The sequence below is a fragment of the Amycolatopsis sp. NPDC051758 genome, assembly GCF_044453095.1.
Lineage (GTDB): Bacteria > Actinomycetota > Actinomycetes > Mycobacteriales > Pseudonocardiaceae > Amycolatopsis.
In genome coordinates this window covers 1303689-1326573 of sequence record NZ_JBITCJ010000002.1, presented here as the reverse complement: position 1 = coordinate 1326573, position 22885 = coordinate 1303689, and the positions used below count along the sequence as shown (strand labels likewise).

Genomic DNA, 22885 nt, shown 5'->3' with positions numbered 1-22885 from the left:
GGACTTCCGTCCGGCGGCGGCTTCGTCGTGCGCTCGTCCACAGTGGACTTGTAGCGAATACTTCGTACTTCCATTTTCAGAAGTCTTAGCTACACTCGGGTCGACCCCTGTTCCGGCCGAGGAGATCGCCGTGCTGTCGTTCCTGCTCGCGCAAGTCCCCGCCGACGTCGCCAACCCCACGCCCGCACCGTGGCGGGTCATCACGAAGATGGCCTACTTCGCGGGACTGATCGGGACCATCGGCGCCACGATGCTCCACCTGCTCGTCCTGCGCCCGGTCCTCAAGCGACAGTCGGTCGACGCGGCCGACCGCGCGATGCTGCACCGCCGGACGAGCCTGCTGCTCGCCGTCGCCGGCAGCTGGTTCCTGGTCGCGCTCTACTTCCAGATCGCCGGGAAGGCCGCCCGCGTCAAGGGGGTCGAAATCCCCTACAGCCGGGCACTCGCGCCGTCGTCGATCTGGAAGTACGTCACCGTGCCCGCCAAGAAGGGGGAGTGGGTCTCGACCGGCGCCCTGACGCTCACCCAGTACCTGCTCTGGGGCGCCTCGGCGATCGTGCTGATGCTGCTGTGGTCACCGCGGCTGCGCGCGCACCTGACCGGGATCGCGCTGGGCGGGCTCGTCCTGTCCTTCCTCGCCTACCAGGTCACCCTGCTGCCGACCGACTTCGGCAAGGAAACGCTCGACACGCTCGTCGACGGCCTGCTGGACCACCTGCACGTCTCCGCCGTCTCGACGTGGGTCGGCGGAATCGCTTCGCTCGTCGTGCTGGCGACGGCGCGGCGCCGGCTCACCCGTGGCGCCGGCGCGACGTGGGCCCAGCTGTGGACCCGGTTCAGCACCGTCGCGCTCTGCGCCGTCGGCTGCCTGCTGATCAGCGGCCTGTACCTGGCCTGGTCACTCGTCGGCAGCCCCGGAGAGCTGCTCACCACGAGCTTCGGCCGCTTCCTGCTGATCAAGGTCTCCCTGGTGGCGACCATGATCCTCGTCGGTGCGCTCAACGAGTTCGTGCTCATGCCTCGCATCGCGCTGGCCCGCGCCGCGGGGGAGGACGGGTCGGTGTTCCGGCTCGCCCTGCGGGTGTTCCCCGGCCTGGTCGCCGTCGAGACGCTGCTCGCCGTCGGCGTGCTGTTCGTGCTCTCGTTCCTGACCGGCTCGGCCCGCGTCGAAGCCGGCGACCCCGACCCGACGCTGAGCGGCGGCATCGTCGGCATCGGCGCGCTGCTGGCCGTCCTGCTCGCGGTTTCCTTCGTCACCACGGCGAAGGTGAGCGAACGGCTCTCCCGGCCCGCGCCGGACCCGGTCCCCGAACCGGTGCCCGAGTACTGATCATCCCGACGTCCCAGGAGGACTCCTTTCCATGACCGGCACGACCGACCTCGCTTCCGAGCGCGCCGCCTTCGTCGGAGGCACCCCCTTCTTCGCCTCGCAGCACGACCAGCGCCTGTTCTACGCCCTGTACGTGCCCAAGGACCACACGCCGGACGCCGAACCGCTGCCGCTCGTGGTCATCCAGCACGGCACCGGACGCTCGGCCGAGCTCTACCGCGACCGCTGGAAGGAGTTCGCGATCGGGCACCGGTGCGTGATCCTCACGCCGCTGTTCCCGGCCGGGCTGATGGAGCCGCGCGAGCTGCACAGCTTCAAGTTCCTGGAATACCGCGGGCTTCGCTTCGACGAGGAGCTGCTGCACATCGTCGACGAGGTCGCCGAGGGGTTCAACACCCGGCGTGATCGCTTTTACCTGCACGGGTTCTCCGGCGGCGGGCAGTTCGCGCACCGGTTCTTCTACGCCCACCCGGACCGGCTCGCCGGGGTGTCGATCGGCGCGCCGGGCCGGATCACCCAGCTCGACCCCGAGCTGCCGTGGTGGCTGGGCACCGGCGGGTTCGAGGAACGCTTCGGCATCCGCATCAACCTCGACGCGCTGCGCGGCGTGCCGGTGCAGATGGTGGTCGGCGCCGAAGACGTCGAGACCTGGGAGATCAACAACGCCGGCGGGCCCAACTGGATGGACGGCGTGGAGCAGACCGGCGGCACCCGTATCGAACGGCTCGAAACCCTGCGTGACAACTTCGTCTCACAAGGGATCTCGGTGCGCTACGACGTTGTGCCCGGTGTTGCGCACCGCGGCACCGGCGTGGTCCCGGTGGTGCAGGAGTTCCTCGGCGGGCTGCTGGCCACGGCCCGGAGCGCGCGGTGACCGGGGCCGTCGAGTCCCTTTTGGACGATCTCGCCGCGCGGGGCATGCGGGTGCACGCCCTGCTCGTGCACCGGGACGGCGCGCCGCTGCTCGACCTGTGGCAGTGGCCGCACGAACCGGCGCTCAAGCACAAGCTGCACTCGGCGACCAAGAGCTTCACCGCCACCGCGGTCGGGTTCGCCGAGGCGGACGGCCTGCTCGGCCTGGAAGACCCGGTGGTGGAGTTCTTCCGCGGGCGCCTGCGCGAGGCGCCGGGGGAGAACCTGAGCCGGCTGCGCGTGCGGGACCTGCTGACCATGCGGACCGGGCATGCGCGCGGGCTCTCCGGCGCGACGACCCGGCTGCGCCGGACCGGCTGGGTCGACGAGTTCCTGGAGGAGCCCGTCGTCGACCGGCCCGGCCGCGGTTTCCGGTACAGCAGCACCACGAGCCACGTCCTGTCCGCGATCGTGCAGGAGGTCGCCGGGATGCCGGTCGACGAATACCTGCGCCCGCGTCTGTTCGAGCCGCTCGGCATCACCGACTACACCTGGGAACGTGATCCCGAAGGCGTTTCCAGCGGGGGCAACGGGTTGTCACTGCGGCCGCGGGACCTGCTGTCCTTCGGTGTCCTGTGCCTGCAGGACGGTGTCTGGGAAGGCGAGCGCCTGCTGCCGGAGGGCTGGGTGCAGAAGGCTTCGGCCCTGCACGTGCGGCGCGCGGTGAGCGGTGAGTGGAACGGCCAAGAGCTGTTGCCGCCCGGCCCGGACGCCGTTGCGGACTCCGGGTACGGCTACCAGTTCTGGGTGAGCGAAGACGGCAGCTACTCCGCGTCCGGCCTGTTCGGGCAGGAATGCATGGTTTTCCCCGGCCAAGGCGTTGTCGTGGTGACGGGCGCGATGCCGGACCCGTCGTACCACGACCTGCCCGGCATGCTGCGTGCGGCGTTCCGGCGGGCGTTCGCTTCGGACGACGTCGCCGTGTCGGGCAGGCGGGTCGAGCGAGCCAGGGAGCCGGAGCCTCTGGAGTCGCGTGTGGATGGTCCGGTTCTTCGGCGGGTCTTCGACTTCGCGGAAAACGACCAGGGGGTGCGGTCGCTGTCCGTCGAGGCCGACACCGAGATCGTCCGGCTCGGCATCGAGGACGACCGCGGGACGCACACCGTCGAACACGGCCTCGGCAAGTGGGTGCCGCAGGACACCGGAGTCAGTGTGTGGCGGCTGCACCACTCCTACCAGGACGACGCGGCGCCGATCCTGGCCGGCGCGCGGTGGCCCTCGACGGACGCGCTGGACCTGACCTGGCACTTCCTGGAAGGGCCGTTCATCGACCGCCTGACCTTGACATTCGAGGGTGACGGGGTTGTCGTCGAACACCGGGTCAACTGCAACTCGGGCCCGACGGTGCTGCCGCCGGCACGCGGCACCGCGCGGGCGGAGGTGGAATGATCAACGACGCTCTCCTCGACCAGGCCTGGGAAGTGGTGTCCCGGCACCTGCCGCCGACGCCGCTCATCCCGTACCCGCAGGCGGACCTCGACGTCCCGGTGTTCCTGAAGTACGACGGCGCCCAGCCGATCGGGGCGTTCAAGATCCGGGGTGCGCTCGCGGCTCTCACGGCGTACGCGGGCGAGCCGGTCGTCACGGCGTCGGCGGGCAACCACGCCCTCGGGATCGCCTACGGCTCACGGCTGCTGTCGGTCGAGTCGACCGTCGTGGTACCCGAGACCGCGGCTTCGGTGAAGGTCGAGGCCCTGCGCCGGTACCCGATCGACCTCGTCCTGGCCGGTGAAGACTTCGACGCCGCCGAGCGGCACGCACTCGGGCTGCCGGGGAAGTACGTCTCCGCCTACAACGACCCGCACGTCATCGCCGGGCAGAGCACGCTCGTCACCGAGGTGGCCCACTCGCTGGGGGAGGACTTGACCGTCGTCGTCCCGGCCGGGGCCGGTGGGCTGCTGTCCGGAGTGGCGCTGGGCGCGCGCCGGGCGGCGCAGGACATCCGCGTGGTCGGGGTGGAAGCTGCCGCGTGCCGGGCGTTGTCGACGGCCGTGGCGGCGGGGCGCATCGTCCCCGTGGAGATGGGGGACACCATCGCGGACGGGCTGGCGGGCAACCTCGAGCCGGGTTCGCTGACCCCGGAGATCGTCCGGGAGTGCGGGGTGTCCATGGTGGCCGTCGCCGAGGAGGCGATCCGCCGGTCGGTGCGCGAGCTCGTCACGACCGCCGGTCTGGTCGGCGAAGGCGCGTCGGCGACGCCGTTGGCCGCCCTGCGCGCCGGGCTGGTGCCCGCGGACCGGCCGATCGTCCTTGTTGTGTCCGGCCGCAACATCGACCTGGGCCTGCTGACCACGATCCTGGGAGAGCGATGATCACCACGACCGACTACCACACCGCCGGCGAGCCGTTCCGGATCGTCACGGCCGGGGTGCCGGAGATCCCCGGCGCGACCGTGCTCGACCGGCGAGCCGCCGCGCAGGCGTCCGCCGAGATCGACGCCGTCCGGCAGCTGCTGGTGCAGGAGCCGCGCGGGCACGCCGACATGTACGGCTGCTTCCTCGTCCCGCCCGACGACGACGGCGCCGAGTTCGGTGTTTTGTTCTGGCACAAGGACGGTTACTCGACGGCGTGCGGGCACGGCACGATCGCGCTCGGCGCCTGGGCGGTGCGCACCGGCCGCGTCCCGGCGGCGCCGGACGGCGTCACCGAGGTGGTCATGGACGTCCCGTCCGGCCGCGTGACGGCGGCGGTGACCTGCGCCGGCGGCGTGGTGCGGGAGGTGGCGTTCCGGAACGTGGACGCGTACGTCGTGGGGCGGGACATCGAGGTGGCCGGCGTCCGCGCCGACGTCAGCTATGGCGGGGCGATCTACGCGTCGGTGCCGGCGTCTTCGGTGGGGTTGGCCGTGCTTCCCGAGCACCACACGGCGTTGATCGCCGCCGGACGGGAGATCAAGCGGGCGCTGAACACCACGCCGTGGGCGTCTCATGTGGACAGCCGGTTGAGCGGGATCTACGGCACGATCTTCTACGACGACCTCGGGGACACGGCCGAGGGGCCGCACCAGCGCAGTGTCACGATCTTCGCGGACGGCCAGGTCGACCGGTCACCGTGCGGTTCCGGGACGTCCGCACGGCTCGCGCTGCTGGCCGCCGACGGCCGGTTGCCCGCCGGCGCGGTGCTGACGCACGATTCGATCATCGGGACCCGGTTCACCGGCCGGGTCCTCTCGGGCGGGACTTCGCTCGCCACGGAAGTTTCGGGAAACGCTTACCTGACCGGCGAGAGCACGTTCAGCCTCGATCCGGACGACGAACTGGGAAGGGGGTTCGTGCTGCGATGAGCACAACCATCGTGGGCGGCGGGAACATGGGCGAGGCGCTGCTGGCCGGGCTCGCGTCTTCGGACATCACCGTCGTCGAACAGTCTCCTGCCCGCGCCGAGTACCTGCGCTCGCGTTACGACGTGGTGGTGACTTCTTTGGAACCGGCGATGGAGAAGGCCGAAACGGTCTTCGTCGTCGTGAAGCCGTACCACGTCGCGGCGCTGCTCGACTCGCTCGCGCCGCACGTGCGACCGGGGCAGCTGATCGTGTCGGCGGTGGGCGGAACACCGACGGCGAGCATCGAGGCCCGGCTGCCGGGCACCCCGGCGGTGGTGCGGAGCATGCCGAACCTCCCGGTTTCGGTCGGCGCGGGCACGATCGCGATCAGCGGCGGCCGTCATGCGGTCGTGGCGGACCTCGACCGCGTCCGGACGATGCTGGCGCCGCTGGGCCGCGTCATCGAGGTCGCGGAGTCCCAGCTGGACGCGGTGACAGCGTTGTCGGGCGGCGGCCCGGCGTACTTCGCACTGCTGGCCGAGGCGATGATCGACGCGGGTGTCCTCGCTGGTCTCCCACGGCCATTGGCGGAGGAACTGGTCCTTTCGACGGCGGCTGGGACCGGCCGGATGCTGGGCGAGCCGGCCGCGGACCCGGCCGGATTGCGCGCGGCGGTCTGCAGCCCGGGCGGGACGACGATCACGGCGATCCGCGAGCTGGAGAGTCGGGCGCTGCGAGCGTCGGTGATGGCGGCCGTGGTGGCGGCGCGGGACCGGTCGATCGAGATGGGCCGCTGAACTGCTGCGAGCCCGGCCCACGCGCACCCCGCCCTCCTCCGGCAGGGTTCCGGCAAGGTCGGTAGCCGACCCTCGATGGGCCTGCTCCGGTGCCAAGGGATGCACGGTCCTTGGCGGTGGCCTCGAGTCTTGGCCGCGCGACTGGGGTGCAGCGGCAGCGGCAGGGAGTCGGGCGGTCGAACCGCGACTGTGCCGGCACCCCCGCCCTCCTCCGGGGGGCGTGCCCACGTCCAGTCTATCGGCGGGTACCGACAGCACCGGCCGAAAAGCCCTCAGGCGCTGGACCTGTCCACATTAAGGCCGGCCTGTGGAAAGCCGCCACTGAGGCGGGTCAGGCCCGGCGTGAGCGAAGGTCCCGCGGAGCCAGCCGGTCGCGCAGTTCCGCCAGGAGTTCCGTGTTCGCCGACACCGCGCGCGGGTCCCGCTTCGCCACCGCGAGCAGCAGGCAATCCAACACGAGCGTCGCGCTCAGGCCCTCCTGGGTCAGCCCGGTCGGCGACATCACCGCGGGCAGCGTCACGTCGACCAGACTGTCCAAAGTGGCGCCCAACGAGTCGGTGAGCAGCAGGACGCCCGCGCCGGCGGTGCGGGCGTGGCGGATCGCCGTGGTCATGTCCGGCAGGAGGCGGTCCGGGGCGTTGAGCACGAAGACGTCGCCCGGCTCGAGGGGGAGCAGTTCGTCGGCGAGCCGGAACCCCGTCGCCGACGTGCTGCGGGCCCGGCGGCCGAGGCGCTGCAGCCGGGTGGCCAGGTAGCGCATCGGCAGTTCCGAGATGCCGAGGCCGTACCCGACCACCTCGCGCGCTCCGGCGATCAGGTCGACCGCCGCGCCGAAGGCGGGTTCGGCGATCTGCCGCCGGGTTTCGGTGAGCCGGTCGATCGATTCGGTGAGCATCTGGTCGAGCTGCGAGAGCGGGTCGTCGCCGGCTTCCTCGACCCGGTGCCGCAGCCGGACGGCCGGCGTGTCGGAGACGACGTGCCGGCCCACGGCGCGCTTGAGTTCGGGCAGCCCGGAGTAGCCGAGGGACTTGACGGTGCGGATGACGGTCGCGTCGCTGGTGCCGCTCAGCGCGCCGAGCTCCCCGGCGGTCGACAGCACGATCATCCCGGGGTGCTTCCACAGGTACTCGGCCACCCGCCGCTCGGCGGCCGACAGGTCACCGATCCGCTGCCCGATGCGCTCGGCCAGCGGATCTTGCCCTTCTTCGCGACCGCTCACGCCCGAAGCGTACCCAGGCGGGCGCGCCGGGCCCGTCACGTCCCGGACCGGGCGCGTCGGAGGGTCTCCGACATCGCCGACCACGCGGCCCGGGCGCCGGGGGACAGCAACGGGGCCAGGCGGGTGAACAGCCGCGCCAGCGAGTCGCCGTGCTCGGCCGCGATCGACGGGCTGTGCCGGACGACGTCCAGCTCGTTGGCCGCGGTCAGCTCGGCGAACGCCCGCACCTGCTCCGGTGTGAGGGCCTGGGCTTCGGACGTGTGCCGGTTGATGATCTCGGGACGGTCGGTGAGCAACGTGGGATAGCTGCGCGCGCGGTCGCAGCCGCCGTAAAGCGCGACGAGGTGTGCCGTCTCGGCTCCCGCGGCCGCCAGGATCGTCGCGGGTGTGAGGCCCGGGATGCCCTCGGGGAACCCGTCCGTGCCGTAAGCCGCGTGGAGCCGGCCGGCGTCGACCAGCCACGCGGCCGCACCCCAGGCTTCCAGCGTGTCCGCCGTGCGATCGAGGTGGGCGCGAAGGGTGCCGCCGGGATGCGGGACGTCGGTGGCCGCCAGCAGCCGGTCGATCCGGCGCCGGCGCACCAAGGGGGAGTTCAGGTGATCCAGCAGCAGTCTCGCGAGCTCCGCCGGCGCGTCCCGGGCCACGAGGTGACTCGCCCCGGGCACCGTCGTGACGGTGGCGTGCGGCACCTGGTCGGTGAACCGGCGGCGATCCTGCTCGGTGAGGGCGGACAGTTCGCCGCACACCAGCAGCGTCGGGAGGTCGGTCAGGCCGCGGGTGCCGGCCACGAGCTGCGGATCCCGGCTCAGCACGTCCAGCACCAGGGGAAGATCGCCGTAGCCGTCGCGGACCTGGTTGAGCTGGTGACGCACCCGCACGGGATCGAGCTGCGCGACCACGTCGACCAGAACGACCCCGGAGACGGCGTGGCTCAAGTCCTGGTCCGTCAGGGCGAGCAGCGTGGCCAGGCCGCCGAGGGACGCGCCGACCACGGTGGGCGGGGCCGGTTCCGCGGCGATCATCGCGGCGACGTCGGCGGCGTGCGTGGTCAGCTCGTCGGCCCCGGCTGCGCCGCTGTCACCGTGGCCGCGCTGGTCGTAGGCCGTGCAGCGGAAGCCGTGCGCGGCCAGGGTCTCGGCGACCGGCTGCCACACCTCCCGCCGCTCGCCACCGGCGTGCAGCAACAGCACACCCGGTCCGTCGCCGATCCGGGTGCCGGCCAGCACCGCGTCCGGGCGGTGCAGCGTGATCCGGGGCATCAGCCACCTCCGTTACCTTGAGATCCCAAGGTAACGGCGCTGCCTTGAGGTATCAAGGTAGGATTCCGGACCCATGGCGTCCCCTCGCATCCGCAGACCCCCCGAGCAGTCGCGGCGGCTGATCCTCCAGGCCGCCGAGGAACTGCTGATCGAAGGCGGCCCGGCCGCGGTCGGGGTCCGGGCGGTGGCCGACCGGGTGGGCATGACGGACGCGGGCGTCGCACACCACTTCGGCGGCCGGCAGGACCTCCTGGTGGCGCTCCTGCGCCACGGCGGCCGCAAGATCCGCGACGCCGTTCAGCAGGTGGTCACCACCTGGGTCGACGACCAGGCCGACGTCGGTGCGCTGATCCGGGCCATCGCCGGCGTCTACGACCAGGGTTACGCGGCGTTGGCGGTGTCCCTGCACGCGGCCGGCTGGCGAGACTCCGGAACCGGCATGCTCGAGCCGGTCGTCCAGGTCCTGCACGCCACCCGATCCCGGACACCCCGGCGGCTGGCCGACACCCGCCTGGCGGTGGCCGCGCTGCACCAGGCGCTGGCCCTCGACTCCGTGTACGGCGCCGCGTTCCGCCGCAGCGCCGGGATCAGCGAGACGACGGCGAACCGCTCCGGTCCTCAGCTGACCTGGTGGATCAACACGTTCCAGGCCGCGCTCGGCCTGGACGAGCCGCGGGAATTCCCGCCGGCACCGAGCTCCTGCACGGACACCGGGCCGCACTGCTCGCCGGCACGGAACTGATCCGGCTGACCGTAGTCATCAGACCCTCCTCCGCACAACCATGCCGGCGCTTCAATCCTGGTCCAGCAACAACAGCGTGAGCCGGAAACACGCCCCCTCACCCAACGCCGTCTCCAGCTCGACGTCACCACCGTGGGCCCGGGCCAGGGAGCGGGCAATCGCCAGCCCTAACCCGGCGTCCGCGCCGCCTGAGCGGGTCCGGGAGCGGTCGGCGCGGTAGAACCGGTCGAAGGCGCGGGCCGCCTGGTCGGCGGTCATGCCCGGGCCTTCGTCGGCCACTTCGAGTACCGCGTGGCCGTTCAGCGTGCCGACGCCGATGCGGACCGGGGTGCCCGGCGGGGTGTGGGCGGCGGCGTTGCCGACCAGGTTGGTGACGACCTGCCGCAGCCGCGCTTCGTCGGCGTCGACCGGGGCCGGGCCGGGCAGCCCCGCGCCGCCGGGGCCGGTGAGCTCGACCGGGCGGGACGGGTCGAGCGTCCGCAGGTCGTGACGGGCGTCGCCGGCCAAGGTGCGAAGGTCCATCGGCGCGCGGTCGAGCTGTCCCTCGGGCGCCTCGTCGAGTTGGGCGAGCAGCAGCAGGTCCTCGGTGAGCGCCGTGAGCCGGGTGGCGTCGCGGTCGATGCGGCGCATCACCTCGTCGACGTCGGCGCGCTCGGGCAGCGCGCCCATCCGGTAGAGCTCGGTGGACCCCTTGATGCCGAACAGCGGCGTGCGCAGCTCGTGGCTGACGTCGGAGACGAAGGTGCGCATCCGCGCTTCGGACGCGGACCGGTCGGCGAAGGCCCGCTCGAGCTGGCCGAGCATGGTGTTGAGCGACGCCGAGAGGTGCCCGATCTCCGTGCCGGGCGGCGCGAGCGCCGGGACGCGCCGGGTGAGGTCACCGTCGGCGATCGCGGCCGCCGTGTGCTCGATCCGGCGCAGCGGCCGCAAGCCCCGGCCGAGCGCGAACCAGCCGACGATGGTCAGCAGGACCAGCAACACGGCGCCGCCGATCAGGCTGCTCGACCGGAGCTGGGCGACCGTGGCGTCGGCTTCGGTGCGCGGCGCGGCCGCGAGCACCGTCCCGCCCCAGCCGACGGTCGGCCGGGCGACGGCGCGCCAGCGTCCCGAGCCGTCGGCGGCCGGCAGGTCCACCGCCGTGCCGTCGGTGGGGATCGTGCGCAGCGCGTCGTCGGACGGCAGTGTGGCGCCGGCCAGCCGGGACGAGTGGATGCCGCCCGCCACCGCGCCGCGCGCGTCCAGGTACACCAGGTACGGCGTGCCGAACAGGTCGAGGGCGGGATCGAGCAGTTCGGGGCGGGCGGTCGTGTTCTCGAGCCGGGGCGGTCCGGCGGCCGACACCCGGGAGATGAGCTCGGTCAGCGACCGCAGCTGGCCGTCGAGGCGGTCGAGCTGGTAGCGCTCCACGTGGTCGGAGACGACGGCGCCGATCAGGCCCAGCCCGGCCAGCAGCAGGCACGTGGTGAGCAGCAGCAGCCTGGCCCGCAGCGAGAGCCGCTTCACCGCCGGGGCTCCCGCAGCACGTAGCCCACGCCGTGCACGGTGTGGATCAGCTTGGGCTCTTCGGTGTCGACTTTCCGGCGCAGATAAGAGATGTAGGTGTCGACGATGCTGGCGTCACCGCCGAAGTCGTAGCGCCACACCCGGTCGAGGATCTGCGCCTTCGACACCACCCGCCCGGCGTTCTCCATCAGGTACTGCAGCAGCCGGAACTCCGTGGCGGAGACGCGGACGGCCCGGCCCGCCCGCGTCACCTGGTGCCCCTCGGCGTCGACCGCCAGGGTGCCCACGGTCAGCACGCCGGCCTGCTGGCCGCTGGTCCGGCGGAGGATCGCGCGGATCCGCGCGATCAGCTCCGCCAGGTCGAAGGGTTTGGTCACGTAGTCGTCGGCGCCGAGGGACAGGCCGGTGACCTTGTCGGCCTGGCGGTCGCGCGCGGTGAGGAAGAGGACGGGCACCGGGGCGCCGTGCCCGGGCCGCCGTTCGCGCAGCCGCCGGACGACCTCGAAGCCGTCCATGTCGGGCAGCATGACGTCGAGCAGCACCAGATCGGGTGGCTCCTCGGTGGCTGCGGCAACGGCTTCGCCGGCGGTCGCCGCCGACGTCACCTCGAACCCGGCGAACCGCAGCGCGGCGGACAGCAGCTCGCGGACGGTGGCTTCGTCGTCGACCACCAGCAGCCGCTCGGCGCCGCGCGTCATCGGTTCCATGTCCGCGAGGATACGGAGATCCGGCTCCGGAACGCGTCGACGAGCAGGCTCCCGGCGCCGCTCGCCAGCGCGCCACCCACGACGCCTGCCACCAGGGCAAGCAGGGGATTCGCCGCCAGCCGGGCGTCGAGGACCGGGATCGACATCCCCAGCGCGGTGACGCCGAGTTCGACGGAAACCTGCGACAGCAGCGCCATCACCGCCAGCGCGGCACCGGTAACCAAGGCGAACCAGGCGGCGAGAACCGCGGCTCGGCGCAGCGTGCCGCCGGGGCGCCTGGTCCGCGCGGCGACGACGATGCCGCACACCAGCAGTACCACCACCGGTGCCCAGGTGAGCGGGCCGCCCGGCGAGAGCGGCTGGACGCCGTCGAGGGCGCAGGAAAGCGGGCCCTCGGAGGTCACCGTCCACGGCACGCCGAGCCCGAGCAGCAGGACACCGGCCACCACCTGCGGCAGGACGAGCAGGACGGCCCCGGCCGCCGCGGCGCCGCCGAACACTCCTGCGACGAGCAAGCCTCCCGCGGTGATGATGCCCAAAACCGTTGTGGCGGCACGCAATCCCGTCGCGAGGGCCGGGAACCGCACGGCGAGCGCGCACACCCCGACGACTACGAGCACCCAGACCGTCGCGGCTGTCAGCGTCGGCACAAAAGGCAGGGAGAACCCGGCGTCGACCGCGCTGCCGAACCTCGAGCTCATTCCCGCCCCCAGCCCGCAGACGGATCCACCGCCCGAGCCACCGCCTGGCAGTCGAAGCGTCAGATTTCCCTTGGTCAGCAGGGAGATCGCGGCCAGCATCGCCGGGACGGTGACGGCTGTCGTCGCGGCGCGGACGGGCAGTCCGTCCCGGCCGGGCCGCAGCAGCGCCACCCCGAGCACCACCGCACCCACCAGGGAGACCCCCAGCGGCATCACGTCGATCACACCCCGCACGGCGACCGGCAGCCCGCCGGCCGGGACCGCCACGACGTCCGCCGAGCCGCCCACGGCCAGCGCGACGACCACCGCCGTCAGCACGACCGGGCCGCCGAACCGGCCGGCGTCGAGGAGCAGCAGCCCGGCCAGCGCCACGCCGGCCATCACGAGCAGCGCGGCGGCCGCCGCGGCGAGGCCCCGGCCGACGTCCCGCATCAGACGTCCCGGCGCCGGAAGACCACGAACGCGGCGGTGAGCACGGCGGTGACCCCGAGACACAGCCCGCCCAGGTTCAGCCACGGGTGCGGGAACTCGGGATCGGGCACCGTCTTGAGGACCTGGGCGGCGCCCAAGGTCGGCCAGTAGAAGAAGAGCCCCTGGAGCCACGCGGGGAAGAGCCCGGCGACCGCGGGGACCAGGAAGACGATCCCGACCAGGGTGGCGAGCGCGCCCGCCGTGGCCCGCGCGAGCGCGCCGAGCCCGACGGCGAGCAGCGCGATCGCCGCCAGATAGAGGCCGCCGCCCGCCACGGCGGAGAGCACACCGGGATCACCGAGGCCCGCGTTGGGCACGTCCTGCGCGCCGAGGATCGCCTGCCCGAGGAAGAAGGCGGCGAACATCAGCACCTGGCCCGCCACCACGGCGACGGCCGCGGCCACCACCACCTTGGCCGCCAGCAACCGATGCCGGCGGGGTGTGGCGATGAGCGACGTCTGCATCAGCCCGGTCGCTAACTCCGCAGTGACCACCAGGATCCCGAGCACCCCGACGATCAGTTGGGCGACGATGTACGACGTCAGGCTGCGGCCGGTCGGGTCCCAGGCCTGCTGTTCGGCGAGCGTCGCGCTCGCGTACTCCTTGCCGGCGCTGTTCGTGGCGAGCGCGGTGATGCCGAGCCCGACCACGGCCAAGCACGCCAGCGTGTACCAGGTGGAGCGCAGGCTGCGGAGCTTGATCCACTCCGCGCGGACGGAGTGGGCGAACGACACTTCCGCGGTGAGCGTGCTCATCCGGTCACCCCCTGGTACTCGACGCTGTCCTTGGTCAGTTCCATGAAGGCGTCCTCCAGCGAAGCGCGTTGCGGAGTGAGCTCGCTGAGCGTGACACCGTGGTACGCGGCGAGCTTGCCGATCTCCTCACCGGACAAGCCGGAGACGACGAGCGAGGACTCGAGGCCGTCCCGCACGGTGGCGCCGGCGGCGGTCAGCCGGAGCGGGAAACCCTGATCGGGCGTGCGGACGAGCACCGTGCCCGCACCGCCCGCGCGCATGAGCTCACCCACGCCGGTGTCGGCGATGAGCCGGCCCCGGCCGATGACGACCAGGTGGTCGGCGGTCTGCGCCATTTCGCTCATGAGGTGGCTGGACACCAGCACCGCCCGGCCCTCGCGGGCGAGCGTCCGCATGAAGTCGCGGATCCAGCGGATGCCTTCGGGGTCGAGCCCGTTCACCGGCTCGTCGAAGATCAGCACCCGAGGGTCGCCGAGCAAGGCGCCCGCGATGCCGAGACGCTGCCGCATGCCGAGCGAGAACCCGCCGGCCCGCTTGCCCGCGACCCCGTCGAGCCCGGTCCGCTCGAGCACCTCACCGACCCGGCGCCGGGGGAGCCCGTTGCTCGCCGCGAGCGCCAGCAGGTGGTCGTGGGCCTTCCGGCCCCCGTGCACGGCACCGGCGTCGAGCAGCGCGCCCACCTCGGTGAGCGGCACGGGGAGGTCGCGGTAGCGGCGGCCGCCGATGGTGACCGAGCCCCGGGTCGGCGCCGCGAGGCCCAGGATCATCTTCATGGTGGTGGACTTGCCGGCGCCGTTCGGGCCGAGGAACCCGGTCACCTGCCCGGGTTCGACGGTGAACGACAGGTCGTCCACCACGGTGTCGGGCCCGTACCGCTTGGTCAGGCCCCGTACGTCGATCGTGGTCATGGGGGTGAGCGTGACCGGGAGATCCGGCCGGTCCCTGGGAGCTTCTGGGAGAATCCTGTGAATCCGGCGGTCAAGGTTTCTTTGGGAGGGTGTCTCCACAGGGAATCGAAACCGCCGGCTCTTCGTAGCGGGTGGCGATCGCGGCCGCGCGGTCACGCAGGGAGGCACGCAACCACTGCGGGGCCAGGGCTTCCGCGTTTGTGGCGAGCTGCCACAACGCCCACTCGGCGTGTCTCGGGTCCTGGAAGGTCACCTCCAGGCGCAGCCAGCCGTCCGCGCCGGCTTCTTCGGTGTTGACGGCCAGCGCGGTGCCCACCAGCTCCTCGCGCCGCGCCGGGTGCACCCGGACCAGCACGGTGACCTGGTCACCGCCGGTCCGGAAGCGCGTGCTGCGTTCCTGCCAGGCCCGGTCGAGATCAACCCGGTCCGGTCGCTGCGCGGGTTCGCCGAGCTCTTCGGCGGCCAGCACCCGGGACAGCCGGTAGGTGCGGTCCTCGCCGGACCTCGTGGCCAGCAGGTAACCCTGGTCCCGCACGGTGACGAGCCCGATCGGGTCCACTGTGCGCCACTTCGATGGCTGGTCCACGGCCGCGTACCGGATGCGCAGCTTGTGCCCGGCGAACACCGCACGCCGGACCTCGGCCACGATGGTGTCGGGCACCTCCTCGGCGGCCAGCCGGCGCGAGAGGAGGTCGGTCTCGGGGTCGATGAGCAACCGCTCGGCCACGCCGGCCGCGGTCTCCCGATGGCTTTCGGGGAGCGCGTCGACGACCTTGAGCATGGCCGAAGCAAGCGCCGAGCCGAGCCCGAACGCCTGCGCCCCGCGTCGTGATCCGGCGACGAGCAGGGCAAGGGCCTCGTCGTGGTTCAGCCCGGTGAGTTCGGTCCGAAAGCCGGGCAGTAGCGCAAAACCACCGTGCCGCCCACGTTCGGCGTAGACCGGGACACCGGCCGCGGACAGCGCCTCGATGTCGCGCAGCACGGTGCGGGTGGACACCTCGAGGTCACGAGCCAGCGCGGCCGCGGACAACCGGCCGTGCCGGCGCAGCAACAGCACCAGCGAGACCAACCGGTCGGCGCGCATGCCCGGAACTTTAGAGGAATACACGACACAGGATGTCGTGTATTCCTTGGGAGGCTCACCGCCATGACAAGCACCGAACCGAACGACCTGGGCAGGCACTTCATCGAGCGCGCCAACGCGGGCGACGTCGACGGACTGGTGGCGTTGTACGAGCCGGACGCCGTACTCGCCTTCCCACCGGGCAACCTCGCCACGGGACACGCGGAGATCCGCAAGGTGTACAAGCAGTTCCTCGCGGCGGCACCAGTCCTCGCGCCGGGCCGACAGCACCCGGCCCTGGTGAGCGGCGATCTGGCCCTTACAGCGTCGACGCTGACTAGTGGTGAGGTGACGGTGGAGATCGCGCGGCGCCAGCCGGACGGGTCTTGGTTGTGGGCGGTGGATCAGCCGGTGCTGGTGCCGTAGCCGGTTTGCGGCGGTGGGCGCGGCTGTGTCCACCGCCGTTCCGGACTAGCGCCGGTCGAGTTCCAGTGCGTGCCGCGTCAGGGCTTTGGCTGTGTCCTGGTAGTGCTCGAGGGGGACAGCGTCGGTCAGGTAGGTGGTGCTGTGGTGATGTTTCAGCACGACGGCGAGCGGCGCCTTCCGGTTTTCGAAGAGGGTGAACGCGCCGATCGATCCGTGGCTGGTCACCGAAGCGGGCACGACCTTCACGGTGACGTGGCTCAGGTTCGAGAAGTGCCGGAGGCGGTCCAGCTGGTCGGTGCCGAGGTCCGACTTCAGCAGTTCGCGGATCACGGCTTCGCCGATCAGGAAGCCGTACCGACGGGAGCTGTCGTCGCGCAGGGTCTGCCTGCGAACCTGGCGGTGGAAGAGTTCCAGGTCGGCCCGCTCGGGCCGGAGGAGACCGTTCGCGATTTGCTTCTCGCTGTAGGCCTCGGTCTGGAGCAGTTCGGGCACGGCGTGCGGTGACCATTCGGCGATGCGGTCGGACAGCTCCTCATAGGTCCAGGTGATCCGGCCGAGGTGCAGATCCGCCTGGTCGACGAAGCTGGTGTCCCGGGCGTGGCGGGCGTACTCGAAGATCCGCTCGTAGTCGGGGCCCGTGACCTGGAGGCAGCCGAGGATCCGCGCGACAGCGTCCTCCGGGGCGACCCGCACACCGAGTTCCCAGCTGGACAGGACCGCGGGACGGATGCCCAGCTTGTTCGCCAGGGCGCGAAGCCCGACACCGCGGCAGCTGCGGGTGTCTCGGAGGCTGCTGCTCAGCGCGAGCGCGGCCGGGGCCGTAGTGCTGGGTTTGCGCACGTCAGTCCTTTCGGGAGCGTTCGTGAACTCCGGTGTCGGTGCCATGGAGCCGGGCCGGTGCCACCGGCCCAAGCAGCGAGTCCGGCGGCGTCGATCAACCGGATTCCGGCGTGTCGCGCGTACTCGTGTGCCGCCTTGGTGAACGTCGAGGTGGTCACGACCGCGGCGACGTGGGCGTGATGCACGGTGAAGCAGGTCCCGCCGAAGCGCTGAAGATCGGGACCGGTGACCTTGTTCGTGGTGGCGTACCGCTTGGCCTGCAACACGACCTTGGCGCCGGCGGGGGAGCGGGCGACCACATCGGCGCCCAGGTCGCCGGCCTTGCCGGTGACGTCGACGTCGGTGCAGCCATCACGAGCGCAGAGCACGGCCAGCGCCTGCTCGAACTCGGCGGGAGCCATTGTGCCGTAACGCGTGATTTCCCTGGACAGTGCGACTTGGCGCCGCCAGGCCAGCCGCCTCGCGCGCCATCTCGTCAGAAGTACGCACAGGATCCCGGCGACGATCAGGGCGGCAGCGGCCGCCGACGCACCCGGGTGGGCGGCGACGATGCGTCCGACGGTGACCACGGCCAGCACTGCGATCACCGGCTTCGGCGCGATGCTCCTAAGTGTCTTTCGTCGTCTGGTCACGGCGGACCCCCTCACTCTTCGCTCCCGGACGAGTGGCTGATCCAGGATGTGTTGGTGGGATGGCGAAGCCGAGGTTGTGCCGGTACTGCAGGTCGCATGGCCAACATGTTTGGACGAGCTGCTCGGGCACCGTCGTGTAGGTGACGCTGTCGGCCAGGCCGCAGAACATCACCACCACTTCGCCGGGGGCCGGCACGTGGGTGAGCCCGGCACGGTGGCGCCGGCCGTCGACGACGAGGTGCAGCTTGTCCAGATCGAGGTGGATCCGGACTGCCATCGCGGATTGCCTTTCTGATCCGGTAGCCGTTGCCGGGGGTTTCGCTGTCACGGACATGTCCCTGGTCGTGTCACGGAGTCCCTCGCCCTGTGACGGGCACGGAGGTCGTCTACCTGGGAAAACGTTGCGTGTGACGGCTGTGACGCTGTCACGGAGGTGTCTCCGAAGGCCCGGATGGGGCGTCCGTCGAACCTGTTCGGGAGTGGTGTGCAGATCTGTCACGCCGTCCGGCGACCAGTTCGGCAGCGGTGGTCGCGACCGCCTTGAGCGCGACGATGTGGTCCATCAGCCGGTTCAGGCCGAGCGTGGTGAGGCGAAGTTCGGTCCAGGGGCGCTCGTCGCCGCGCGAGTGCACGTAGCCGGACGCACGCAGGAACCGAACGTGGAGCTCGAGGTCAGGGGTCGGAAGTCCCAGTGCGCCCTGGATCTCGCGCTGCTCGTGCCAGCGCGTGTCCGCCAGGAGGCACGCGATGAACAACCGGACCGGCTGGAGGAGCAGCGGATCTAGGTCCCGTTGGGAGACGGACGGGACCGGCTTCATGGTCGCCTCGCAGGCCGGTGAAAAGTGATCCAGCGGCGCCACCGGGCGCCTTTGCGTCGACTGGTCCGCTCGACGGGCCGTCCGCTTGTGCTGCGGTTGTGCGCCATCACGAGCGCCCGGCAGCACGGGCAGACCTGACTGACCGGTGCCAGGCAGGAGTCGATCAGGAGTTCGTGCCCGCAGAGAGCCGGATAGCGACCTTGCCGAAGGTGGATTCCCCGGACGAAGTCCGCGTCCGTGACTGCGTGCCCCAGGCGATGGCATACGCATCGGTACCAGCCGACGTAGAGCTGCGCCGGCGGCGGCTGGTGCTTCGTGTCGGGCACGTCCCTGTTCCCTTCAACTGGGCCGAGTTGATGAAATCAGTCAACGGCGTGGTGGAGCTGCCGACCAGAGCGGGAAAGTCGCAGAGGTGTGCTCGAATGCGGCACTGAAGGGTTTAACCTGCGATTATGGTGCTACTCTGGCGTTGATCAGATCGATGGGAGGTGTCCCGTGTTCGAGGGGCGACGTCGAGCTGAGCTGATCTCAGCTCGCAAGGTGGCGGGATATACCCAGGAGGGCTTGGCTGCGGCGCTGAACGTCGATCGGTCGACGGTCGTGCGGTGGGAAGCGGGTGACCACGTGCCTCTCCCGTATCTCTGGCCGAAGCTCGCGAGCGTGCTCGGTCGTTCGCGTGGCGAGCTGCAGGCCCTGGTCGGCTCGAGCTCCGGCCCACCGTCCGGAGGTCCGGGGGCCGAGTTCGACGCGGTCTTCGACTGGCTCGATCGCCATGCCGGGTGGTCGCCGGGATCGACCCGCGGGCAGGTGAGTGCAGCGGGACCGGTCTCGCCGTCGGAGCGGTCGAAGGTCGCTCGGAAGGCGGTGGCTGATGCGCTGAACAGCTACTACGCCGAGCCGGCCGGCGGTTTTCGGCACTATTCCGCGCGCTACGGGCGGGGCGAGGTGAACACCAGCGTCCTCACCCGGCCCGAGTGGCTGGACCTGGCTTGTCCGTTGACGTTGACGGGTGATCGCATCGCTCTCGCCACTGGGGGTGAGCGGTCGCTCGGCGGGGTCGACGGGCGAGCAGCCGTGCGGCGGCTCGCGGAAGCCGCGGCGTCCGGTGTCCGGATCGCGGACGTCCCGCTGTACCGGTTGCTCGAGGTGGATCCGCAGGCCGACGCCGTGGTGGGAAAGGTGGGTGTCGCCTCGTTCGTCGAGTACGCCCTCGGTGCCGACCTGCTCGAAAGCGAACTGATGGAGCAGCTGGCCGCCGGCCGGGCTGTGCGCCGAGGCGCGATGCCGCTGCGAGACAGGCACCTTCCCGATCTGACCACCGTGCTCGACCTCCCAGGCCGGCTGTGTGCCGGCGGAGTGCTTGCGCTGACCGCGATCGCACGGCCGGCGGATCCCTTTCGTGGCGACGCCGACTACCTCTTGCTGGTGCAGGAGCGTTCCGCGCACGTCGTGAACACAGCGAGCCGGCTGTCGGTGATCCCGAAGGGCTTCCACGGGCCGCTGGCCGACCGGCGGGCCGATGCGCGGATCGGGGTGACGCTGCGGCGAGAGCTGGAGGAAGAGCTGTTCGGGAGGATGGACGTCGACCGGACCGCGGGAGACCGCCGGATCGCCGATCCCATGCATCCGACCAGGCTCTCCGCGCCGATGCGCTGGCTGACCGAGCAACCGGGCAGGCTGCGGATGGAGTGCACCGGGTTCGGGTTCAACCTGGTCAGCGGCAATTACGAGTTCGCGAGCCTGGTCGTCATCGAAGACGAGGAGTTCTGGCCGCGCTTCGGCGGCGACGTCGAGGCGAACTGGGAGGCTGCGGGCCTGCGCCAGTACTCGACGCTCGACAGCGACTTGATCACCGAGCTGATCGGTGACGAAAACTGGAGCAACGAGGGATTGTTCGCATTCCTGCTGGGGCTGCGCAGGCTTGCCAAAATCGGCGGCGAAAAAGTGAGAATTCCTGCCGTCGAATCAGGTCGCTGAAGGCCAGCGCACCGTCATGACGACCGAATCTTCCAGCGCTTCCCAGGTGTGGTCGATTCCCGGTCCCCACATCAAGTAGTCGCCTTGACGGTTCATGGTCTTGCCGCCTTCGGTGACCTCCACCCGGAACTCGCCGGAGATCAACATCACCAGGGTGGTTCGCTGGTCGTCCGAAGTCCACTCGGGACGCTTGTCGCCGGCGGGGTGGTTGGCCCACTTGACTTCCACGTCCTCGGTGGAGCGCACACCTTGCGACGGGTCGATGAAGTGGCCGACGAGCCAGCCGCGGTGGCCGGTCGTGTCCTCGTTGGCGTTCCCCGCCGTCCAGCCGTCATTCACTGGCTGATCTCCCATTCGATCGCGGGCAGTTTTACGCGCTCGCCGCCGATTTCCGCAAGGCGTCGGAGCCCCTGCGTCATGGCGAACAGTCCCTCGTTGCTCCACGCTACATCACCCAGCAACTCGGTGATGAGATCTCCGTCCGTCGTCGAATATTGACGAAGAGAAGAGGATTCCCAGTTGGCTTCGACCATGCCCCCGTAGCGCGTCCAGAATTCTTCGTCGTTGATGACGATCAGGCTCGCGAACTCGTAATTGCCGCTGACCAGGTTCAGGCCGAACCCGGTGCACTCCATCCGCAGCCGGCCCGGCTGCTCCATGAGCCAGCGCATCGGCTCGGTGAGCCTGGCCGGGTGCAGCAGGTCGGCCGCCGGCACGTCGCTCAGGGTGTTGTCGATGTCCGGGCGGCCGAACAGCTCCTCCTCCATCTCGCGGCGAAGCGTGAGGCCGACCTGCGCGTCGCGGCGGACGTCGGAGAGGGGCTGGTGGAAGCCCTTGGGGATCACGGCCAGCCGGCGAGCGGCGTTGAGCACGTGACCGGACCGCTCCTGGACCAACAGCAGATAGTCGGCCTCGCCGCGGTACGGGTCGGCCGGCCGGGCGATCGCCGTCAAAGCCAGGACGCCGCCGGCGCACAGGCGGTCGCCGACCTCGAGGACCGACCGGAGGTCGGGCAGGTAGCGGTCCCGGAGCGGCATGGCGGTCGAGCCGGCGGCCACGGCGTCGACCAGCTCACCCTCGAGCAGGTCGACCGTGAGCGCGTAGTGCACGAACTGGGACACGCCGAACGTGCCGCCGAGCTGGTGTTCACGAATGTCCGTGCTCAGCAGCCGGTAGATCGGGCTGTCGGTCAGCCGGGTGTTCATGGACAGTGTCTCGGCGAGCCGCTGAACGGCGCGGCCCGCGGCGTGGTCGTCGAGGTTCAGGTCGGGTTCCGGTTGTGCGCTCGGAACTCGGAGCCCGTCGAACGGCGGGCGGAGCTCGCACTCGAGATCCAGCCAGTCGTCGCAGGTCAGAACGCTGGTGTGCACGGTGAGCTCGCCACATCTCGCGGTGTACGGACCGTGGTCGCCGTGCTGATGGCGGTAGTAGGCGGCCAGCGCGGCCGCGATGTCGTGCCGGCTGACCCAGCTGCGCCGGGTGCCGCGATCGTGGAGATCTCGGACGTCGACGCTTGCCACGCGCTCGGCGACCGCGCGGCGGGCCGTGCCTGGCGCCCAGTGGGCGTGGCGGTCGAGCCAATCGAGTGCGGCGCCGATATGGGGGTCGGCCGCCAGGCGTTCATCAGCCGGGTTCGGCTTCGCCGGGGTGTGGCCGACGAGGTCGGCGAACCGGACGCGCTCAGCCGGCGTCGCTCGCTCCAGGGCCGTGTCGAGGAGCTGTTGCATCTCCGACTTCGGGCGCAGTTCCGGCTTCTGGTGCCAGGCTGCCACCGTGCGAGGGGCGATGCCCAAGCGTTCCGCGAAGCGTTCATTGCTCAGCCGGAATGCGGCCTGCAGTGCGCACGCCCGTTGCCCGGTCCATTCGTCAGCCGGCTTCACTGGTCAGCGGCCCCCTAATCGCTGTGCGCGGTGAATATGCAGTGGTTGTGCAGTGGACCTGCACTGGTCGTGCCTGGGATCGGACGCCGTTTCGGCCTTGAATCCTGGGTATGGAAAACACCTGGTTCACCAGCCCGAATCGCTTGTCGCTAACGCTTCGGCTGCACGTTTTCGACAACCGTGGCGAGGCTCGATTGGACGTCTGCCAGCCGGTCGGTGATCTCGGCCAGGCGCTGTTCGAGCGCGTCCAGCCGGGACCAGAGCTCGTGCCCGTCATCAGCCGGCTCGTCGGGGTGCGGGGGAGTGCGGTTCTGCAGCACGGCCTGCAGGTGGTGCGGATGCCAGCCCAGCGTCGTCGACAGCGCTTCGAGGGTCCGAGCACTCCGGCGGCGCTCCACCGTGTGGTGCTGGAGCTCGCGCACGATCGCCTGCGACACGTGCGATCGCTCGGCGAGTTCGCGCTGTCGCCAGCCGAGTTCGCGTACGCGCATGTCGATCGCCTTCGCGACCGCCACCCAGTCCTCCGTCACGTATTCCTCCGCGGTCCGCCTCAGCGCCGAGATTAGCGCTTCTTAAGCCCTTGTCAGCGCCGCGGTGGCGCATTGCCGCGGCGCGTCGGGCAAACACGTCTTCATGACAGCTGAAATCAACAACATAGTCTTGAAATCATCAGATTGGTTCTC

Annotated in this window: 24 protein-coding genes; 9 read left to right on the top strand and 15 right to left on the bottom strand. The window is 70.9% G+C overall.

Annotated elements, in window-relative coordinates; all coding sequences use genetic code 11:
- The first annotated feature begins 130 nt into the window (after positions 1-130).
- The 6 genes from ACIA5G_RS15075 to proC are packed head-to-tail and all read left to right on the top strand — an operon-like array spanning position 131 to position 6301.
- A complete protein-coding gene (locus tag ACIA5G_RS15075; RefSeq protein ID WP_395923452.1) occupies positions 131-1330 on the top strand; it encodes a copper resistance D family protein in 1200 nt (399 codons plus the stop codon).
- A 31-nt stretch (positions 1331-1361) separates the two neighbouring features.
- Complete coding sequence (locus tag ACIA5G_RS15070) at positions 1362-2204, top strand: alpha/beta hydrolase (RefSeq protein ID WP_395923451.1); 843 nt, start codon at positions 1362-1364, stop codon at positions 2202-2204.
- On the top strand, positions 2201-3631 hold the full coding sequence (locus ACIA5G_RS15065) for a serine hydrolase domain-containing protein (RefSeq protein WP_395923450.1): 1431 nt from the start codon (positions 2201-2203) through the stop codon (positions 3629-3631). Before ACIA5G_RS15070 ends, ACIA5G_RS15065 begins: the two co-directional genes overlap by 4 nt.
- Positions 3628-4554 (top strand): threonine/serine dehydratase, encoded by a 927-nt coding sequence (locus tag ACIA5G_RS15060; RefSeq protein ID WP_395923449.1) that lies wholly within the window; start codon positions 3628-3630, stop codon positions 4552-4554. The genes ACIA5G_RS15065 and ACIA5G_RS15060 overlap by 4 nt, the downstream gene beginning before the upstream one ends.
- Positions 4551-5525, top strand: a complete 975-nt coding sequence (locus tag ACIA5G_RS15055; protein ID WP_395923448.1) for a proline racemase family protein — start codon at positions 4551-4553, stop codon at positions 5523-5525. The genes ACIA5G_RS15060 and ACIA5G_RS15055 overlap by 4 nt, the downstream gene beginning before the upstream one ends.
- Positions 5522-6301, top strand: coding sequence for a pyrroline-5-carboxylate reductase (gene proC, locus ACIA5G_RS15050; protein WP_395923447.1), 780 nt, complete (start codon positions 5522-5524; stop codon positions 6299-6301). The genes ACIA5G_RS15055 and proC overlap by 4 nt, the downstream gene beginning before the upstream one ends.
- 331 nt (positions 6302-6632) lie before the next feature.
- On the opposite strand, the gene ACIA5G_RS15045 is transcribed toward proC, so the two are convergent.
- Positions 6633-7520 (bottom strand): MurR/RpiR family transcriptional regulator, encoded by an 888-nt coding sequence (locus ACIA5G_RS15045; protein ID WP_395923446.1) that lies wholly within the window; start codon positions 7518-7520, stop codon positions 6633-6635.
- A 35-nt stretch (positions 7521-7555) separates the two neighbouring features.
- Positions 7556-8779 carry an alpha/beta fold hydrolase gene (locus ACIA5G_RS15040; protein ID WP_395923445.1) on the bottom strand — a complete coding sequence of 408 codons (1224 nt, stop codon included), beginning with the start codon at positions 8777-8779 and terminating at the stop codon, positions 7556-7558.
- A 73-nt stretch (positions 8780-8852) separates the two neighbouring features.
- On the opposite strand from ACIA5G_RS15040, the gene ACIA5G_RS15035 reads away from it, so the two are divergent.
- Positions 8853-9521 (top strand): TetR/AcrR family transcriptional regulator, encoded by a 669-nt coding sequence (locus ACIA5G_RS15035; protein ID WP_395923444.1) that lies wholly within the window; start codon positions 8853-8855, stop codon positions 9519-9521.
- A 51-nt stretch (positions 9522-9572) separates the two neighbouring features.
- On the opposite strand, the gene ACIA5G_RS15030 is transcribed toward ACIA5G_RS15035, so the two are convergent.
- The 6 genes from ACIA5G_RS15030 to ACIA5G_RS15005 form a co-directional block, all read right to left on the bottom strand.
- Entirely contained in the window at positions 9573-11024 is a 1452-nt protein-coding gene (locus ACIA5G_RS15030; RefSeq protein ID WP_395923443.1) for a sensor histidine kinase, read from the bottom strand.
- Complete coding sequence (locus ACIA5G_RS15025) at positions 11021-11731, bottom strand: response regulator transcription factor (protein WP_395923442.1); 711 nt, start codon at positions 11729-11731, stop codon at positions 11021-11023. The genes ACIA5G_RS15030 and ACIA5G_RS15025 overlap by 4 nt, the downstream gene beginning before the upstream one ends.
- Positions 11719-12864 carry a streptophobe family protein gene (locus ACIA5G_RS15020; RefSeq protein WP_395923441.1) on the bottom strand — a complete coding sequence of 382 codons (1146 nt, stop codon included), beginning with the start codon at positions 12862-12864 and terminating at the stop codon, positions 11719-11721. The genes ACIA5G_RS15025 and ACIA5G_RS15020 overlap by 13 nt, the downstream gene beginning before the upstream one ends.
- Positions 12864-13658 (bottom strand): ABC transporter permease, encoded by a 795-nt coding sequence (locus ACIA5G_RS15015; RefSeq protein ID WP_395923440.1) that lies wholly within the window; start codon positions 13656-13658, stop codon positions 12864-12866. The genes ACIA5G_RS15020 and ACIA5G_RS15015 overlap by 1 nt, the downstream gene beginning before the upstream one ends.
- Complete coding sequence (locus ACIA5G_RS15010; protein WP_395923439.1) at positions 13655-14566, bottom strand: ABC transporter ATP-binding protein; 912 nt, start codon at positions 14564-14566, stop codon at positions 13655-13657. The genes ACIA5G_RS15015 and ACIA5G_RS15010 overlap by 4 nt, the downstream gene beginning before the upstream one ends.
- 70 nt (positions 14567-14636) lie before the next feature.
- Positions 14637-15650 carry a helix-turn-helix transcriptional regulator gene (locus ACIA5G_RS15005; protein WP_395923438.1) on the bottom strand — a complete coding sequence of 338 codons (1014 nt, stop codon included), beginning with the start codon at positions 15648-15650 and terminating at the stop codon, positions 14637-14639.
- Between the two features lie 63 nt (positions 15651-15713).
- Here ACIA5G_RS15005 and ACIA5G_RS15000 point away from each other — a divergent pair, with 63 nt between their 5' ends.
- Positions 15714-16055, top strand: a complete 342-nt coding sequence (locus ACIA5G_RS15000) for a YybH family protein (protein ID WP_395923437.1) — start codon at positions 15714-15716, stop codon at positions 16053-16055.
- A gap of 45 nt (positions 16056-16100) precedes the next feature.
- On the opposite strand, the gene ACIA5G_RS14995 is transcribed toward ACIA5G_RS15000, so the two are convergent.
- The 4 genes from ACIA5G_RS14995 to ACIA5G_RS14980 all read right to left on the bottom strand — a co-directional run bounded on the left by ACIA5G_RS14995 (position 16101) and on the right by ACIA5G_RS14980 (position 18471).
- Positions 16101-16895, bottom strand: coding sequence for a Scr1 family TA system antitoxin-like transcriptional regulator (locus tag ACIA5G_RS14995; RefSeq protein ID WP_395923436.1), 795 nt, complete (start codon positions 16893-16895; stop codon positions 16101-16103).
- Complete coding sequence (locus ACIA5G_RS14990) at positions 16853-17527, bottom strand: restriction endonuclease (protein WP_395923435.1); 675 nt, start codon at positions 17525-17527, stop codon at positions 16853-16855. Before ACIA5G_RS14990 ends, ACIA5G_RS14995 begins: the two co-directional genes overlap by 43 nt.
- A complete protein-coding gene (locus ACIA5G_RS14985; protein WP_395923434.1) occupies positions 17502-17804 on the bottom strand; it encodes a hypothetical protein in 303 nt (100 codons plus the stop codon). The genes ACIA5G_RS14990 and ACIA5G_RS14985 overlap by 26 nt, the downstream gene beginning before the upstream one ends.
- A gap of 148 nt (positions 17805-17952) precedes the next feature.
- The gene (locus ACIA5G_RS14980) at positions 17953-18471 is read right to left on the bottom strand and encodes a transcriptional regulator (RefSeq protein WP_395923433.1); all 519 of its coding nucleotides are present in this window, start codon (positions 18469-18471) and stop codon (positions 17953-17955) included.
- 288 nt (positions 18472-18759) lie between these two features.
- On the opposite strand from ACIA5G_RS14980, the gene ACIA5G_RS14975 reads away from it, so the two are divergent.
- Entirely contained in the window at positions 18760-20322 is a 1563-nt protein-coding gene (locus ACIA5G_RS14975) for a helix-turn-helix transcriptional regulator (protein ID WP_395923432.1), read from the top strand.
- On the opposite strand, the gene ACIA5G_RS14970 is transcribed toward ACIA5G_RS14975, so the two are convergent.
- The 3 genes from ACIA5G_RS14970 to ACIA5G_RS14960 all read right to left on the bottom strand — a co-directional run bounded on the left by ACIA5G_RS14970 (position 20311) and on the right by ACIA5G_RS14960 (position 22732).
- Positions 20311-20676, bottom strand: a complete 366-nt coding sequence (locus ACIA5G_RS14970) for a signal peptidase I (RefSeq protein ID WP_395923431.1) — start codon at positions 20674-20676, stop codon at positions 20311-20313. The two genes, ACIA5G_RS14975 and ACIA5G_RS14970, sit on opposite strands and share 12 nt — an antisense overlap.
- Positions 20658-22049 (bottom strand): transcriptional regulator, encoded by a 1392-nt coding sequence (locus ACIA5G_RS14965; protein WP_395923527.1) that lies wholly within the window; start codon positions 22047-22049, stop codon positions 20658-20660. Before ACIA5G_RS14965 ends, ACIA5G_RS14970 begins: the two co-directional genes overlap by 19 nt.
- Positions 22050-22351: 302 nt before the next feature.
- Positions 22352-22732, bottom strand: coding sequence for an XRE family transcriptional regulator (locus ACIA5G_RS14960; RefSeq protein WP_395923430.1), 381 nt, complete (start codon positions 22730-22732; stop codon positions 22352-22354).
- Positions 22733-22885 lie beyond the last annotated feature (153 nt).

Coding starts and splice junctions, on each gene's coding strand:
- ACIA5G_RS15070 (WP_395923451.1), top strand. CDS start 1,362: ATGACCGGCACGACCGACCTCGCTTCCGAGCGCGCCGCCTTCGTCGGA.
- ACIA5G_RS15060 (WP_395923449.1), top strand. CDS start 3,628: ATGATCAACGACGCTCTCCTCGACCAGGCCTGGGAAGTGGTGTCCCGG.
- ACIA5G_RS15055 (WP_395923448.1), top strand. CDS start 4,551: ATGATCACCACGACCGACTACCACACCGCCGGCGAGCCGTTCCGGATC.
- proC (WP_395923447.1), top strand. CDS start 5,522: ATGAGCACAACCATCGTGGGCGGCGGGAACATGGGCGAGGCGCTGCTG.
- ACIA5G_RS15040 (WP_395923445.1), bottom strand. CDS start 8,779: ATGCCCCGGATCACGCTGCACCGCCCGGACGCGGTGCTGGCCGGCACC.
- ACIA5G_RS15035 (WP_395923444.1), top strand. CDS start 8,853: ATGGCGTCCCCTCGCATCCGCAGACCCCCCGAGCAGTCGCGGCGGCTG.
- ACIA5G_RS15025 (WP_395923442.1), bottom strand. CDS start 11,731: ATGGAACCGATGACGCGCGGCGCCGAGCGGCTGCTGGTGGTCGACGAC.
- ACIA5G_RS15020 (WP_395923441.1), bottom strand. CDS start 12,864: ATGCGGGACGTCGGCCGGGGCCTCGCCGCGGCGGCCGCCGCGCTGCTC.
- ACIA5G_RS15015 (WP_395923440.1), bottom strand. CDS start 13,658: ATGAGCACGCTCACCGCGGAAGTGTCGTTCGCCCACTCCGTCCGCGCG.
- ACIA5G_RS15010 (WP_395923439.1), bottom strand. CDS start 14,566: ATGACCACGATCGACGTACGGGGCCTGACCAAGCGGTACGGGCCCGAC.
- ACIA5G_RS15005 (WP_395923438.1), bottom strand. CDS start 15,650: ATGCGCGCCGACCGGTTGGTCTCGCTGGTGCTGTTGCTGCGCCGGCAC.
- ACIA5G_RS15000 (WP_395923437.1), top strand. CDS start 15,714: ATGACAAGCACCGAACCGAACGACCTGGGCAGGCACTTCATCGAGCGC.
- ACIA5G_RS14985 (WP_395923434.1), bottom strand. CDS start 17,804: ATGGCAGTCCGGATCCACCTCGATCTGGACAAGCTGCACCTCGTCGTC.
- ACIA5G_RS14970 (WP_395923431.1), bottom strand. CDS start 20,676: ATGGGAGATCAGCCAGTGAATGACGGCTGGACGGCGGGGAACGCCAAC.
- ACIA5G_RS14965 (WP_395923527.1), bottom strand. CDS start 22,049: ATGCAACAGCTCCTCGACACGGCCCTGGAGCGAGCGACGCCGGCTGAG.